Here is a 13,515-nt window from a genome sequence, read left to right as displayed (position 1 = left end):
GACGCCTTCACAGAGGAAACGCGCCGCCGTCTTTGGGCTGGCCTTCGACGCTGAGCAATTCAAGCTTGAGGGTCTTGCCGCCGGGTGCCGGCCAATCGATGTGCTGCCCCACTTGCAGGCCGAGCAAGGCGCTGCCGACTGGCGCCATGATCGAAATCTTGCCTTCGTCGGCATTCGCGTGCTTGGGGTAGACCAAGGTCAGGTGGTAATCCTTGCCGCTGCCTTGTTCCCGGCAATGCACACTGGAGTTCATGGTCACGACACCCGCAGGCACTTCATCGTGACCCACCACCTCTTCGGCGCGGTCGAGTTCGGCTTGCAACGCTTCGACGCCGGGGAATTCGTCGCCCAAGCGGTCGATCAATTGCTCCAGACGCTGCACGTCAAGGCGGGTGAGGATGATGGACGGTGCGGTGGTCATGATTCAGGCAGACTCCTTTTTTCTGCACAAAAAAGCAAAACCCCGCCAGGAAAAGGCGGGGTTCTCACGGGCCTCGATGAGTTGAGGCGTACCCGGACACTACCACAGCGTCACAAATAAACAAGACAGCCTCAGGCGTTTGCCTTGCGCTGCGCGGCCTGCGCGCAGATCACTCGGCGCCGGGCATCGTCGGCGGAGCGCCATTCGCGGATGTCTTCCACATGCCGGAAGCAGCCGAGGCAGACTTTTTGCTCATCCAGCCGACACAAACTGATACAAGGTGAGGGCACCGCCGGGCTGACATTGCTGAACAGCGGCTTGGGCGGGCGTACGGTTGCAGGCTCACTCACCATCAGATCTCGTCGAAATCCAGCTCGACGCCGGTGTATTCCTGCACCAGTCGCGTGAGCATCTCACCCAGCAACTCTTCACTCTTGTCGCACTGCCATTTGCCGCTTTCTTCGTCGTAGTCGAAGTGAACGCCGCCTGAGCGCGCCGCCAGCCATAGCTGACGCAGAGGCTCCTGGCGACTGAAGATCAATTGCTGGCCGCTTTCGAATTTGACGGTCAGCACGCCCGCCGAGTTTTCCAGGTCCACATCCAGGTCGCTGTCGTCGAAAATATCTTCCAGCTTCTCCTGGGTGGCATCCACCAGGTCGTGAAAACGGGCTTCGGTCAAACTCATTGTGGCAACCTCAAAAGTGTCTGGTTTTGCTCAAGCGCCGCACGATACGGGCGAGCTTCGCCGATTGCAAAGGATACCGATTTCAACGCGATTGACGGCGTGAAATATCCCCAACCAGCGTAGTCCGCTTCTCAGTCGTGTCGGCAAACCCCCGCCGGACGGGTATTCCAGCGCATAGGCAAGCTGGCGGGTGGTCGGTATACTCGGGCGCAATTAATGCATATTCAAGGATTTCGCCATGAAGCGCCTGATCTCTTCCCTTGCTGCGCTCGTCGCGGTCGCTTGCCTCGTTAGTGCTTGTGGTCAAAAAGGCCCGCTGTACCTGCCCGATGACAGCAAAGACCCGAATGAACAGGCGCAATCGTCGCAAAAGCCATCCAAAGCGCATAAGCACGACACCTTCGAATAAGGGAACTCCATGGACGCTTTTAACTACCGGGACGGCGAGCTGTTCGCGGAAGGCGTGGCGTTGTCCGCGATTGCCGAACGTTTTGGCACGCCGACCTATGTGTACTCCCGTGCGCATATCGAAGCGCAATATCGCTCGTTCTCCGACGCGCTGAACGGCGTACCTCACCTGGTGTGCTACGCGGTCAAGGCCAACTCCAACCTCGGCATACTCAATGTCCTGGCGCGCCTGGGCGCCGGTTTCGACATCGTGTCCCGTGGCGAGCTGGAACGTGTACTGGCCGCCGGCGGCCAGGCTGACAAAATCGTATTTTCCGGCGTCGGCAAAAGCCGCGAAGACATGCGCCGCGCCCTGGAAGTCGGCGTGCATTGCTTCAACGTGGAGTCCACCGACGAGCTGGAGCGCCTGCAAGTCGTGGCCGCCGAGATGGGCGTCCGCGCACCGATCTCCCTGCGCGTCAACCCGGATGTCGATGCCGGCACCCACCCGTACATCTCCACCGGTCTTAAAGAGAACAAATTCGGCATCGCCATTGCCGACGCGGAGGACGTGTACATCCGCGCCGCGCAGTTGCCGAACCTGGAAGTGCTGGGCGTCGACTGCCATATCGGCTCGCAACTGACCACCCTGCCGCCGTTCATCGATGCCCTCGACCGCCTGCTGGCGCTGATCGAACGCCTCGGCGAATGTGGCATCTATCTGCACCACATCGATCTCGGTGGCGGTGTGGGCGTACGTTATCGCGACGAACAGCCGCCGCTGATTGCCGACTACATCGCTGCCGTACGCGAGCGCATCGAAGGCCGCGACCTCACGCTGATGTTCGAGCCGGGCCGCTATATCGTCGCCAACGCCGGTGTATTGCTGACTCAGGTCGAGTATCTCAAGCACACCGAACACAAGGATTTCGCCATCGTCGATGCGGCGATGAACGACCTGATCCGTCCGGCGCTGTACCAGGCCTGGATGAACGTCACGGCCGTTGCGCCTCGCAACAGCGAAGCGCGCGCGTATGACATTGTCGGCCCGATCTGCGAAACCGGCGACTTCCTGGCCAAGGATCGTCAGTTGGCCCTCGAAGAAGGCGACCTGCTGGCCGTGCATTCGGCCGGTGCCTATGGGTTTGTCATGAGCTCCAACTACAACACTCGCGGGCGTGCCGCCGAGGTGCTGGTGGACGGTGATCAAGCGTTTGAAGTGCGTCGCCGCGAGACGGTAGCCGAGTTGTATGCTGGCGAAAGCCTGCTGCCGGAGTAAGCCATGCTGCTGCGTTTTACCAAGATGCACGGGCTGGGTAATGATTTCATGGTTCTCGACCTGGTCAGCCAGCACGCGCACATCCTGCCCAAACACGCCAAACAGTGGGGCGACCGGCATACCGGGATTGGTTTTGACCAGTTGCTGATCGTCGAGGCACCGAGCAACCCGGAGGTGGATTTCCGTTACCGGATCTTCAACTCCGACGGCTCCGAAGTGGAACAGTGCGGCAACGGTGCCCGCTGCTTCGCGCGCTTTGTGCTGGACAAGCGCCTGACCGCCAAGCGCCAGATCCGCGTCGAGACCAAGAGCGGCGTGATCGAACTGGACATCCGCAACGACGGCCAGATCAGCGTCAACATGGGCGAGCCGCGCCTGGTGCCGGCGGATATTCCGTTCCAGGCCAGTGAGCAGGCCGTCAGTTATGCACTGGACGTGGATGGCCAATCGCTGGACATCGCCGCCGTGTCCATGGGCAACCCCCACGCCGTGCTGCGGGTCCACGACATCAACAATGCTCCCGTGCATGAACTGGGCCCGAAGATCGAACACCACCCGCGCTTTCCGGCACGGGTCAATGTGGGCTTCCTGCAGGTGATCGACCGTTCCCGCGCGCAATTGCGCGTATGGGAACGCGGTGCCGGCGAAACCCAGGCCTGCGGCACCGGTGCTTGCGCCGCTGCCGTGGCCGCGATCAGCCAGGGATGGATGGATTCGCCGCTGCTGATCGACCTGCCCGGTGGACGCTTGTCCATCGAATGGGCAGGCCCTGGCCACCCGGTGCTGATGACCGGGCCGGCCTCGCGTGTATACGAAGGACAGGTCCGTTTATGAGTGAGCCAAGCTAATGACCGATAAGCCTCAAGTACCCGCCCAAGCTACCCCAAGCGAAAGTCTGGAGGCCGCTGCTGTCGCGGCGTACCTTGAGGCTAACCCGGACTTCTTCGTCGAACACGAAGAACTGCTGCCGGCGCTGCGCATACCCCACCAGCGCGGCGATACCGTGTCGCTGGTGGAGCGGCAGATGAAAATCCTGCGCGAGCGCAACATTGAAATGCGCCACAAGCTCTCGCACCTGATGGAAGTAGCCCGCGACAACGACCGCCTGTTCGAAAAGACCCGTCGACTGATTCTTGGCCTGATGGATGCCACCAGCCTGGAAGAAACCGTGATTGCCGTGGAAGACAGCCTGCGCCAGGACTTCCAGGTGCCGTTTGTCAGCCTGATCCTGTTCAGCGACAACCCGATGCCGGTGGGTCGCTGGGTCAGCGGCAGCGAAGCGCAAACCGCGATTGGCGGGCTGTTGTCCGAGGGCAAGACTATCAGCGGCACCCTGCGCGAGCATGAGCTGGACTTCCTGTTTGGCGCCGAACAGCGCAAGCAGATCGGCTCCACCGCCGTGGTCGCCCTCAGCCATCAAGGCTTGCATGGCGTACTGGCCATCGCCAGCCGCGATCCTGCGCACTACAAAAGCTCGGTGGGCACACTGTTTCTGACTTACATAGCCGAAGTGCTGGGCCGCGTCCTGCCACGCTTCACCACCGCCCTGCGCGCGGTGCGCTAACCATGGAACGACAACTGGACGCTTACTGCGCGCATCTGCGCAATGAGCGCCAAGTGTCGCCCCATACGCTGGAAGCTTACCGCCGGGACTTGAACAAGGTTCTGGCGTACTGCGAAAAACAACAGGTCACCAGTTGGAAAGCCCTGGATATCCAAAGCCTGCGCAGCCTGATCGCGCGCCTGCATCAGCAAGGTCAGTCTTCCCGTAGTCTGTCGCGCCTGCTGTCGGCAGTACGTGGGCTTTATCACTACCTCAACCGCGAAGGCCTGTGCGACCACGACCCGGCCAACGGCCTGTCTCCGCCCAAGGGCGAGCGACGCCTGCCCAAGACCCTGGACACCGACCGCACCCTGCAATTGCTCGATGGCGCCGTGGAGGATGACTTCCTCGCCCACCGCGACCAGGCGATCCTTGAGCTGTTCTATTCCTCGGGCCTGCGCCTGTCGGAGCTTACCGGCCTGAACATCGACCAACTGGACCTGGCGGACGGCCTGGTGCAAGTGCTGGGCAAGGGCAGCAAAACCCGCGTGCTGCCGGTGGGCAGGAAGGCCCGCGAAGCGTTGCAACTGTGGTTGCCGCTGCGAGCGCTGGCCAACCCCAAGGACGATGCGGTGTTTATCAGCCAGCAAGGCCGGCGCCTGGGGCCTCGTGCGATCCAGGTGCGGGTCAAGGCCGCCGGCGAACGCGAACTGGGCCAGAACCTGCACCCGCATATGCTGCGGCATTCTTTTGCCAGCCACATGCTGGAGTCGTCCCAGGACCTGCGCGCCGTGCAGGAACTGCTCGGCCACTCCGATATCAAGACCACCCAGATCTACACCCATCTGGACTTCCAACACCTGGCAACGGTGTATGACAGCGCCCATCCACGGGCCAAACGCATCAAGGGCGGCGACTCATGAGTATCAAGCTGATCACCTTCGACCTGGACGACACGCTCTGGGACAACGTACCGGTCATCATCAGCGCCGAAGCGTCGATGCGCGAATGGCTGGCGATTAACGCCACCAAGGTGGGCGACCTGCCGCTGGAACATTTCGCCAGCCTGCGCCAGCAGGTGCTGCAGCGTCACCCCGAGCTGAAACACCGCATCAGCCTCCTGCGCCACCGCGTACTGATCCACGCGTTTGAAGAGGCGGGTTATCCACAGCCTGAGGCCAGGGAAATGGCGGATGTGTGCTTTGAGGCGTTCATTCATGCGCGCCATCAACTCACCGTATTCCCTGAAGCCGAGCCCATGTTGAAAGCCCTGCGCCAGCACTTTTTGCTGGGGGTGATCACCAACGGCAATGCGGATGTGCAGCGCGTGGGCCTGGCGGACTATTTTCACTTCGCGCTACGTGCCGAAGATATCGGCATCGCCAAGCCGGATGCGCGCTTGTTTGAAGAGGCGTTGCAGCGCGGTGGCGTGGACGCCGGTGCGGCAGTGCATGTAGGCGATCACCCTGGGGATGACATCGCCGGGGCACAGCTGGCCGGGTTGCGGGCGGTGTGGTTTAACCCGACGGGCAAAGTGTGGGAAGCATCAAAGCGCCCGGATGCAGAAATTCGTAGCCTGACGGAGTTGCCTGCGTTGCTGCAGAGCTGGCAGTAACACTGTCGATCAAAATGTGGGAGGGGGCTTGCTCCCGATAGGAGAGTGACAGTCGATGGAGGAGTCGACTGACCTGCCGCTATCGGGAGCAAGCCCCCTCCCACAGTTAGAACACCACAAGGCCCGGATAAATCATCAGCCATGAAAAAGCCCGCAGCGACGGCGGGCGTTTTCTGACAAGCAGGTGGCAGAGCTTAGATAGGTCGGCTGCCGTACTTGTTATCCGGCTTCTTGGGCGGGTCGGCAACCACATTGGGCTCGACTTCGACCACTTTGCCGCCTTTGGCAAGAAACTCTTCCATCGCGCGGGCCAGGGCATCGCGCTCTTTGTTCTTGGCCTCAACGCTCGGCAGTTCATCTACCGAAACAGCAGCCTTGGCTTTGCCTTTGGCCTTGGGCGCGGCGTCGTCGCCACCACTTTCATCGGCGTCCTCAGCAACGTCGTCAACTGCTGCCGCATCAAGACCGTCTTCAGCCTCGTCGTCCTCACCTACTTCAAGGTCGTCGTTTTCCAGATCATCGTCGCTCATGTTCTACCTCATGACTTGCGAAAAGCAGATTAGTTATAGCCCAGCTTCATCCTCTGTCGAGGCTGCCGGAAAAAAATCAACGTCCACCGGATAACCAGTGGCCTATGCCTCATCACCGTGCAAGGTGGCGAGGACTTTACGAGCACCGCCATGATCACGGTGCTCGCCCAGATAAACACCTTGCCAGGTCCCCATCGCCAAGCGGCCGGCCTTCACCGGCAAACTCAGCTGGCAGCCCAGGAGACTGGCCTTGAAATGCGCCGGCAGATCATCCGGACCTTCGTCGTTGTGCTCGAAACCTGCCCGGCCTTGCGGCACCAGCGAGTTGAAAAAACGCTCAAAGTCACGGCGAACCGCCGGGTCGGCATTCTCGTTGACACTCAACGAGGCCGAAGTGTGCTGCAACCACAGGTGCAACAGGCCCACACGACACGCCTTCAACTCAGGCAGGCCGGCAAGCAACTCATCGGTTACCAGGTGAAAGCCCCGAGGCTTGGCCCGCAGGGTTATCAGGGTCTGTTGCCACATACAGTTCTCCGCCCATCGGCGCGCATTCTAGCGCGCTCTGGGAAAAAACAAAGTGCCGAATACGCCTACATGCCTGTAAGACATTCGCACGCTAAAAAGTGCCGTGTGCGTCCTATCACAAACTCGACGCGAAACCGGCACAGCTTGTTATGACTGACAAACGCCAGACAAAAAAATGCCCGGCAAGCCGGGCATCTTTTTTTCGCGTACTTACAAGTTGTAGCCGCGTTCGTTGTGTTGCGCCAGGTCGAGGCCAACAGCCTCCTCCTCTTCGCTGACACGCAGGCCCATGACCATGTCCAGCACCTTCAGGATGATGTAGGTGACGATGGCCGTGTAGATCACGGTGAAACCGACGCCTTTGCACTGGATCCAGACTTGAGCCGCGATATCAGTCACGGTGCCGAAACCGCCCAGAGAAGGGGCTGCGAATACACCGGTAAGGATCGCGCCGAGAATACCGCCAATGCCGTGTACGCCGAAGGCATCCAGGGAATCGTCGTAGCCCAGCTTGCGCTTGAGAGTAGTGGCACAGAAGAAGCACACCACACCCGCCGCCAGGCCGATGATCAGTGCGCCCATCGGGCCCACGGTGCCGGCGGCCGGCGTGATCGCGACCAGGCCAGCCACCACACCCGAGGCGATGCCCAGTGCGCTTGGCTTACCGTGAGTGATCCACTCGGCGAACATCCAGCCCAGCGCCGCAGCGGCAGTTGCAATCTGAGTCACCAGCATCGCCATGCCCGCAGTGCCGTTGGCCGCCACAGCCGAGCCGGCGTTGAAGCCGAACCAGCCGATCCACAGCATGGCCGCACCGATCAGGGTGTAACCGAGGTTGTGCGGGGCCATCGGTGTGGTCGGGAAGCCCTTGCGCTTGCCGAGTACCAGGCAAGCTACCAGGCCGGCCACACCGGCGTTGATGTGCACCACGGTGCCGCCGGCGAAGTCCAGCACGCCCCAGTCCCACATCAGGCCACCGTTGCCGCTCCAGACCATGTGCGCGATCGGCGCATAGACCAGCGTGAACCAGATGCCCATGAAAATCAGCATTGCGGAAAACTTCATACGCTCAGCGAACGCACCGACGATCAGCGCCGGGGTGATGATGGCGAAGGTCATCTGGAAAGTGATGAACACCGCTTCCGGGAACAGCGCCGCAGGCCCGGTGATGCTGGCCGGAGTGACACCCGCCAGGAACGCCTTGCCCATGCCGCCGAAGAAGGAATTGAAGTTGACTACGCCCTGCTCCATACCGGTGGTATCGAACGCGATGCTGTAACCGTAGATGACCCACAGGATGCTGATCAGGCCAGTGATGGCGAAGCACTGCATCATCACCGACAGAATATTCTTGGAGCGGACCATGCCGCCGTAAAACAGCGCCAGGCCCGGGATGGTCATGAACAGCACCAGTGCGGTGGCGGTCAGCATCCAGGCGGTGTCGCCGGAGTTGAGGACTGGAGCAGCCACTTCGTCTGCCGCCATGGCCAGGCTTGGCATTACGATGGACAACAGGGCTCCGAGCCCTGCGAATTTACGCAGAGTCATATTGTTTTCTCCTGGGGCGTTGGGGTTTGGCGGCTTAGATTGCGTCGGTATCGGTTTCGCCGGTACGGATGCGAATCGCCTGTTCCAGATTGACCACGAAGATCTTGCCGTCACCGATCTTGCCGGTGTTGGCCGCCTTGGTTATCGCCTCGATAACCCGGTCAAGATCCTTGTCGTCAATGGCGACATCGATCTTCACCTTCGGCAGGAAATCGACTACGTATTCCGCGCCGCGATACAGCTCGGTATGACCCTTCTGCCGACCGAAGCCCTTGACCTCAGTAACGGTAATGCCCTGCACGCCGATCTCGGACAGTGACTCGCGTACATCGTCCAACTTGAACGGCTTGATGATGGCAGTGACTAGCTTCATGAAAACTCTCTCCCGAATTGGTGGACTTGCCCCAGGAAAACAAACCCGTCTCAAGTCTAAGCGCAGTGCCTGGCTTTGTAACGCATCGTCGCAAGGGCAGTTGCCATTGCGACGCCAGCTAACCACTGGTGACGAAACCTGTACCCCTGATCCGTCGGCGCACTGCATTCGTCACAGCGACTGCATCAGTGCATGGGTCATGATCGTCTAAGCAGAAACCTTGCCAGCTCCGTAAAAACCACTGAAATCAGTCCATTGCCCACTTAAGCCCACCCGCAGGGCTGTCTGGCGGCCGCAATGCGCACGAAAACAGTGCGCCGCCGTCCGGCGCGATGCGCGAAAAGCGTGCGCCGCAGGCCGTGAAAAAGACTATAGACGCTGCGTGATACACTGCCCGCCAACAGTTTTCCGGAATATTTCCCATGCTCGCGCCCAAAGACCTCCTCGACGCCCTGAGCGGCCATGCCTCTCGCCTGTTCAGCGGCGAAACCCCGCTGCCCCGCAATGAAATCGAAAGCCAGTTCAAGGCCTTGCTGCAAAGTGGCTTCAGCAAGCTCGACCTGGTAAGCCGAGAAGAGTTTGATAGCCAAATGGTGGTGCTGGCCCGCACGCGTGCGCGGCTGGAGAGCCTGGAAGCGAAAGTCGCGGAGTTGGAAGCGCGGTTAACACCACCCGCTGAATAAACGCAGCCCGTGTGGAAGGGGGCTGGCTCCCTCCACACGCGCGTCACCTTTTTCTCTGGATACGTTCTGTAAAACCTCCGCGCTTCGCTCTTCCCCACCTCGTCTACCCTTGAAAAACCGCAGGAAGCGGCCCCCCATTTCAAGGAACGAGCATGTCCCTCGCCATTGTCCACAGCCGCGCCCAGGTCGGCGTCGAAGCCCCCGCCGTCACCGTAGAAGTGCACATGGCCAATGGCTTGCCTTCCCTGACCCTGGTGGGCCTGCCCGAAACCGCCGTCAAGGAAAGCAAGGACCGCGTGCGCAGCGCCATCCTCAACAGTGCCCTGCAATATCCCTCGCGCCGCATCACCCTCAACCTCGCGCCCGCCGACCTGCCCAAGGACGGCGGGCGCTTTGATTTGGCCATCGCCTTGGGGATTCTGGCGGCCAGCGTGCAGGTACCGGCGTTGATGCTCGATGAGGTCGAATGCCTGGGCGAATTGGCGCTGTCCGGTGAAGTGCGCGCGGTCAAAGGTGTGTTGCCAGCCGCATTGGCGGCGCGCAAGGCCGGGCGCACCGTGATAGTGCCGCGGGCGAATGCCGAGGAGGCCTGCCTGGCTTGCGGGTTGAAGGTGATAGCGGTGGATCACCTCCTGCAGGTGGTAGCGCACTTGAATGGGCAGGTGCCGATTGAGCCCTACAAATCCGATGGCTTGCTGTACCTGAACAAGCCCTACCCAGACTTGAGCGAAGTGCAGGGCCAGCTCGCCGCCAAGCGTGCATTGCTGATCGCAGCGGCGGGTGCGCATAACCTGCTGTTCAGCGGGCCACCGGGCACCGGCAAGACCTTGCTCGCCAGCCGCCTGCCCGGTTTGCTACCGCCACTGAGCGAACAGGAGGCTCTGGAAGTGGCGGCGATCCAATCGGTGGTCAGCCTCGCGCCGCTGAGCCACTGGCCACACCGGCCGTTTCGCCAGCCGCACCATTCCGCTTCAGGCCCGGCGCTGGTGGGTGGCGGCTGTCGGCTTTCAAAATAAATGCGACTTTTTCGAAATTAATGCGACTGAAATGAGAAATGAAAGAAAATTTTGACGTGAGATCGGTGCTAAGCAATTAGCCTCGATTGGGCGTGCCCGCATGCGGCAGGAGTAGCTACCTTGTTATGAGAGCACCTTGAAAAAAGACATACGCCTAAAATTACTCATGCTATGGCATGCATTTCGTGGCCCACGGTCGGAAGGACAATTTTAGTTTAGGATTCGAGGCGATTGATTTTGGTCATCGACTGGTGACTGCACCATGAGTGCGTATCTAAAAGAAACCCGGCGACAGGGGGCTCACTCTAGCCTTCAGGTTGATCAACAAAAAGTATGTATCAGGGTAAGAATTTCCCGTCTAGTGGTCATGCTCTTCATTCCGTTTGGCATGACTCTAAAAAATGGATCCATGTGTCTTATCTGTGATGTCGATATGCTATCTTTAGCTAAAATGCGCTCACGAGATTTTTTGTATCGCTTAGCGCTTTCCAGCCCATCTTGAGCAAGAATAAAAATGGATAGAGAAAACCTTCCAGAAGTCACAGTTTTGGAGCTCGCACAATCAGTGCGAACAGACCCTCAGAGACTATTAGAAGAGCTTAAAAACGCTGGAATTTTAAAAGAGTCTATATCCGAAACCGTAACCGAAGATGAAAAGAAAATACTGTTAGCCTCCCTTAAGGATTCCTTCAAACCTTCAGAACCAAGAAAGATTCAATTACAGAGGAAAACCACTTCAACATTGAGCATTGCCGGTAGCAAATCCATAACAGTGGAAATCCGAAAAAAAAATCCATATCGGCGTGACATAACGCCCAACCCAGAGCCCGCTGTATTTGACGAAGCATCCGAGCTGATTGCGTTTAGTAGCGATAGAGGCGAAGGCAGCTCAAAAGCTGACCGGTGGTCTAAACTAACATCCGTACAGATAGAAAACTTTAAGGCTATTGATAGTTTGACCTTAGCACTTGCGGATGTAACGATTTTAGTAGGACCGAACGGATCAGGTAAATCCTCTGTTCTTCAAGCCATTCACTGGGCAGCTCGCGCAGCCAGCTATATAGAGCCAAAAAAGCAAACGGAAGTAATTTCTTTTGACAGACTTGACTACTCACCCTCAAGCGAACCCCTAAAAACCGCCCACAAAACTGAACTTTTATCCGGTCGTGACACTCCTCCTACGACAGTAGTTTTTATCAGTTCAAAAGAAGAGGATGAGCTCTCTGCTGCAACTGTTAAAATATGGGCAGCAAGAAATAGAAGCGGTATATCTGTGAGTATAGATGGCGGGGCTGCGGTTACTCCTTTCAAGCAACGAACAGAGTTAATAACTGCCTACATCCCTGGTTTAGCAGGGCTTTCAGAAAAAGAAACAATTCTAGTTCAACCCCTTCTTCGCAGACAAGCCGCAAGTGGCGATGCAGGCGGTGTATTACGCAATATCCTGTTTAACCTAGCAAACAGGCAACCCGGTGAAGTGGACTACAGCGCAGCGGAAGCTAGAATAGCTAACCTCACCAGATTGGTACAAATGGTACACCCTGGCGTGGTGATAGAGGTCTCATTTGACGAGCGCGAAGACTTCCATATAAACGCTACTTTCCTTGATGAACGACTTGAGGGCGAGAAGCGTCCTTTGGAAAGTGCAGCAACGGGGGTTTTGCAAGTAGTTCAGATTTTTGCATATTTGGTATTGTTCCGCCCAAAATTACTTTTGATTGATGAGCCTGATGCGCATCTGCACCCCGATAAACAAGAGAGGCTTATCGAAGCTTTGGAAATTGCGGCAAATGAATTCCAAGTGCAGGCTATCCTAACTACACACAGCCCTCACATCGCACGTGGTGCGTCTCATAGTTCAAAACTTGTTTGGATCAGAAACGGACAGGTAGTCAATGAAGATGATGAAACAATTATGGCCTTGCTTGGGTGGGGCGGACTGGATAAAAAAATCCTATTTTTTGTAGAGGATGAGAACACACAGCCCATTAGAGCCATACTAAAACAATGGCCACATCTCTATAAACAAATAGCCATCTGCCGTTGTTTTGGGGTAGACAACCTACCTAGAAATTATATGCTGAAAGGTCTCATTGAAGACAATAATTTTGGTATAAAAGCTCTAGTCCATAGGGATCGCGATTTCATGACTGAGCCAGACACTAAGCTATGGTGTGCGCGTTACAGCGCTGAACATGTACATACATGGGTTACTGACTACGTGGATGCCGAAGCATATTTTTGCCAGCCCGATTACTTGAGTGTCTTATTTGGAGTTAGTATTGAGAAGGCTGAATCGTGGATTAAGCTTGCTGTCGACGATTGTAACGGCATAAGAAAAACATTCTTCGATAAGCGTCGCGTTATAAACAGAGTGCTTTATGAGGATGGCGGATCAGAAAACTCAGAGGTACTCTGGGATTTTCTAGGAAAAGAGTCCCTCCGCACGACCGTAGGGAAAAACCTGCACAAAAAGTTGAAACAGGTTGTTAAAAATGATGATTGCAATGACAAGCTGCTCGATAGGTTTACAGTGCCCTCAGGGTACGAAATCGCTCCGGCACTGAGAGCTATCATTGAAGATATGCTGAAATGATATTTCCATAAATTTCCAACCAACCGACTGACATGGATAAGCAGTAATGATAGTGGATATAATTATCAGACTTGGACTAGCAAAAGCATACTCCGAACAGTCGAATATTCACTTTCTAGCGGATTTGCAGTCTCAACGACAGATAGGCTTTATGCGGAAGGGTATTGCTGTAACCTAGCGTTGCCCTTTGGCAACGCCCCGCTCTAACGAAAATCTCCAAAACAAGCAGGTAGCAAATTTCACACATCCCACAGAACCGTCGCGCTTCTGAAACCGTTGCTATACTTAGACCTCCTCAAACGGAGTAATAA

General features: G+C 57.4%; 15 protein-coding genes and 1 pseudogene. 9 read left to right on the top strand and 7 right to left on the bottom strand.

Annotated features, from left to right (window positions below; genetic code table 11):
* Positions 1-7: 7 nt before the first annotated feature.
* The 3 genes from rnk to cyaY all read right to left on the bottom strand — a co-directional run bounded on the left by rnk (position 8) and on the right by cyaY (position 1,106).
* On the bottom strand, positions 8-421 hold the full coding sequence (rnk, locus tag AB4N98_RS13620; protein WP_017526852.1) for a nucleoside diphosphate kinase regulator: 414 nt from the start codon (positions 419-421) through the stop codon (positions 8-10).
* A 131-nt stretch (positions 422-552) separates the two neighbouring features.
* Positions 553-771 carry a DUF1289 domain-containing protein gene (locus AB4N98_RS13615; protein WP_026067180.1) on the bottom strand — a complete coding sequence of 73 codons (219 nt, stop codon included), beginning with the start codon at positions 769-771 and terminating at the stop codon, positions 553-555.
* A gap of 2 nt (positions 772-773) precedes the next feature.
* Positions 774-1,106: an iron donor protein CyaY gene (gene cyaY, locus AB4N98_RS13610; protein WP_017526850.1), complete on the bottom strand. Its 333-nt coding sequence runs from the start codon at positions 1,104-1,106 to the stop codon at positions 774-776.
* Positions 1,107-1,344: 238 nt separating this feature from the next.
* Between cyaY and lptM the strand changes: the two genes are divergently transcribed.
* Genes lptM through AB4N98_RS13580 form a run of 6 tightly spaced genes read left to right on the top strand, consistent with a single transcriptional unit; the run spans position 1,345 to position 5,930 of the window.
* Positions 1,345-1,515: an LPS translocon maturation chaperone LptM gene (gene lptM, locus AB4N98_RS13605; RefSeq protein ID WP_017526849.1), complete on the top strand. Its 171-nt coding sequence runs from the start codon at positions 1,345-1,347 to the stop codon at positions 1,513-1,515.
* A 9-nt stretch (positions 1,516-1,524) separates the two neighbouring features.
* Positions 1,525-2,772, top strand: a complete 1,248-nt coding sequence (lysA, locus tag AB4N98_RS13600; RefSeq protein WP_068935965.1) for a diaminopimelate decarboxylase — start codon at positions 1,525-1,527, stop codon at positions 2,770-2,772.
* Between the two features lie 3 nt (positions 2,773-2,775).
* On the top strand, positions 2,776-3,606 hold the full coding sequence (gene dapF, locus AB4N98_RS13595; RefSeq protein ID WP_065879267.1) for a diaminopimelate epimerase: 831 nt from the start codon (positions 2,776-2,778) through the stop codon (positions 3,604-3,606).
* Between the two features lie 13 nt (positions 3,607-3,619).
* Positions 3,620-4,336 carry a DUF484 family protein gene (locus AB4N98_RS13590; protein ID WP_065879266.1) on the top strand — a complete coding sequence of 239 codons (717 nt, stop codon included), beginning with the start codon at positions 3,620-3,622 and terminating at the stop codon, positions 4,334-4,336.
* Positions 4,337-4,338: 2 nt separating this feature from the next.
* Positions 4,339-5,238, top strand: coding sequence for a tyrosine recombinase XerC (xerC, locus tag AB4N98_RS13585; RefSeq protein ID WP_065879265.1), 900 nt, complete (start codon positions 4,339-4,341; stop codon positions 5,236-5,238).
* Positions 5,235-5,930 (top strand): HAD-IA family hydrolase, encoded by a 696-nt coding sequence (locus AB4N98_RS13580; RefSeq protein ID WP_116078100.1) that lies wholly within the window; start codon positions 5,235-5,237, stop codon positions 5,928-5,930. Before xerC ends, AB4N98_RS13580 begins: the two co-directional genes overlap by 4 nt.
* A gap of 194 nt (positions 5,931-6,124) precedes the next feature.
* Here the strand turns inward: AB4N98_RS13580 and sutA are convergent, their stop codons facing one another.
* From sutA to glnK, 4 genes are all read right to left on the bottom strand, one after another.
* Positions 6,125-6,460 carry a transcriptional regulator SutA gene (gene sutA, locus AB4N98_RS13575; RefSeq protein ID WP_017526843.1) on the bottom strand — a complete coding sequence of 112 codons (336 nt, stop codon included), beginning with the start codon at positions 6,458-6,460 and terminating at the stop codon, positions 6,125-6,127.
* Positions 6,461-6,562: 102 nt separating this feature from the next.
* Complete coding sequence (locus AB4N98_RS13570; protein WP_017526842.1) at positions 6,563-6,988, bottom strand: secondary thiamine-phosphate synthase enzyme YjbQ; 426 nt, start codon at positions 6,986-6,988, stop codon at positions 6,563-6,565.
* A gap of 210 nt (positions 6,989-7,198) precedes the next feature.
* A complete protein-coding gene (locus AB4N98_RS13565) occupies positions 7,199-8,536 on the bottom strand; it encodes an ammonium transporter (RefSeq protein WP_017526841.1) in 1,338 nt (445 codons plus the stop codon).
* A gap of 34 nt (positions 8,537-8,570) precedes the next feature.
* On the bottom strand, positions 8,571-8,909 hold the full coding sequence (gene glnK, locus AB4N98_RS13560) for a P-II family nitrogen regulator (protein WP_002555808.1): 339 nt from the start codon (positions 8,907-8,909) through the stop codon (positions 8,571-8,573).
* Between the two features lie 422 nt (positions 8,910-9,331).
* Between glnK and AB4N98_RS13555 the strand changes: the two genes are divergently transcribed.
* The 3 genes and pseudogenes from AB4N98_RS13555 to AB4N98_RS13545 all read left to right on the top strand — a co-directional run bounded on the left by AB4N98_RS13555 (position 9,332) and on the right by AB4N98_RS13545 (position 13,204).
* Positions 9,332-9,592: an accessory factor UbiK family protein gene (locus AB4N98_RS13555; protein ID WP_017526840.1), complete on the top strand. Its 261-nt coding sequence runs from the start codon at positions 9,332-9,334 to the stop codon at positions 9,590-9,592.
* Between the two features lie 152 nt (positions 9,593-9,744).
* A pseudogene (locus tag AB4N98_RS13550) lies at positions 9,745-10,596 on the top strand (YifB family Mg chelatase-like AAA ATPase); the annotation flags it as partial.
* A gap of 526 nt (positions 10,597-11,122) precedes the next feature.
* Entirely contained in the window at positions 11,123-13,204 is a 2,082-nt protein-coding gene (locus tag AB4N98_RS13545) for a translation initiation factor IF-2 N-terminal domain-containing protein (RefSeq protein WP_460149533.1), read from the top strand.
* The last annotated feature ends 311 nt before the right edge of the window (positions 13,205-13,515 follow it).

The organism is Pseudomonas sp. S3_E10, from assembly GCF_054667615.1.
This window is presented reverse-complemented; position numbering and strand designations above follow the sequence as displayed.

Bases quoted from the DNA above. Each gene is read 5' to 3' on its own strand.
- rnk (WP_017526852.1), bottom strand. From the start codon at position 421: ATGACCACCGCACCGTCCATCATCCTCACCCGCCTTGACGTGCAGCGT.
- AB4N98_RS13570 (WP_017526842.1), bottom strand. From the start codon at position 6,988: ATGTGGCAACAGACCCTGATAACCCTGCGGGCCAAGCCTCGGGGCTTT.
- AB4N98_RS13555 (WP_017526840.1), top strand. From the start codon at position 9,332: ATGCTCGCGCCCAAAGACCTCCTCGACGCCCTGAGCGGCCATGCCTCT.
- AB4N98_RS13565 (WP_017526841.1), bottom strand. From the start codon at position 8,536: ATGACTCTGCGTAAATTCGCAGGGCTCGGAGCCCTGTTGTCCATCGTA.
- glnK (WP_002555808.1), bottom strand. From the start codon at position 8,909: ATGAAGCTAGTCACTGCCATCATCAAGCCGTTCAAGTTGGACGATGTA.
- lptM (WP_017526849.1), top strand. From the start codon at position 1,345: ATGAAGCGCCTGATCTCTTCCCTTGCTGCGCTCGTCGCGGTCGCTTGC.
- AB4N98_RS13545 (WP_460149533.1), top strand. From the start codon at position 11,123: ATGGATAGAGAAAACCTTCCAGAAGTCACAGTTTTGGAGCTCGCACAA.
- AB4N98_RS13590 (WP_065879266.1), top strand. From the start codon at position 3,620: ATGACCGATAAGCCTCAAGTACCCGCCCAAGCTACCCCAAGCGAAAGT.
- lysA (WP_068935965.1), top strand. From the start codon at position 1,525: ATGGACGCTTTTAACTACCGGGACGGCGAGCTGTTCGCGGAAGGCGTG.
- xerC (WP_065879265.1), top strand. From the start codon at position 4,339: ATGGAACGACAACTGGACGCTTACTGCGCGCATCTGCGCAATGAGCGC.
- dapF (WP_065879267.1), top strand. From the start codon at position 2,776: ATGCTGCTGCGTTTTACCAAGATGCACGGGCTGGGTAATGATTTCATG.
- AB4N98_RS13580 (WP_116078100.1), top strand. From the start codon at position 5,235: ATGAGTATCAAGCTGATCACCTTCGACCTGGACGACACGCTCTGGGAC.
- sutA (WP_017526843.1), bottom strand. From the start codon at position 6,460: ATGAGCGACGATGATCTGGAAAACGACGACCTTGAAGTAGGTGAGGAC.
- cyaY (WP_017526850.1), bottom strand. From the start codon at position 1,106: ATGAGTTTGACCGAAGCCCGTTTTCACGACCTGGTGGATGCCACCCAG.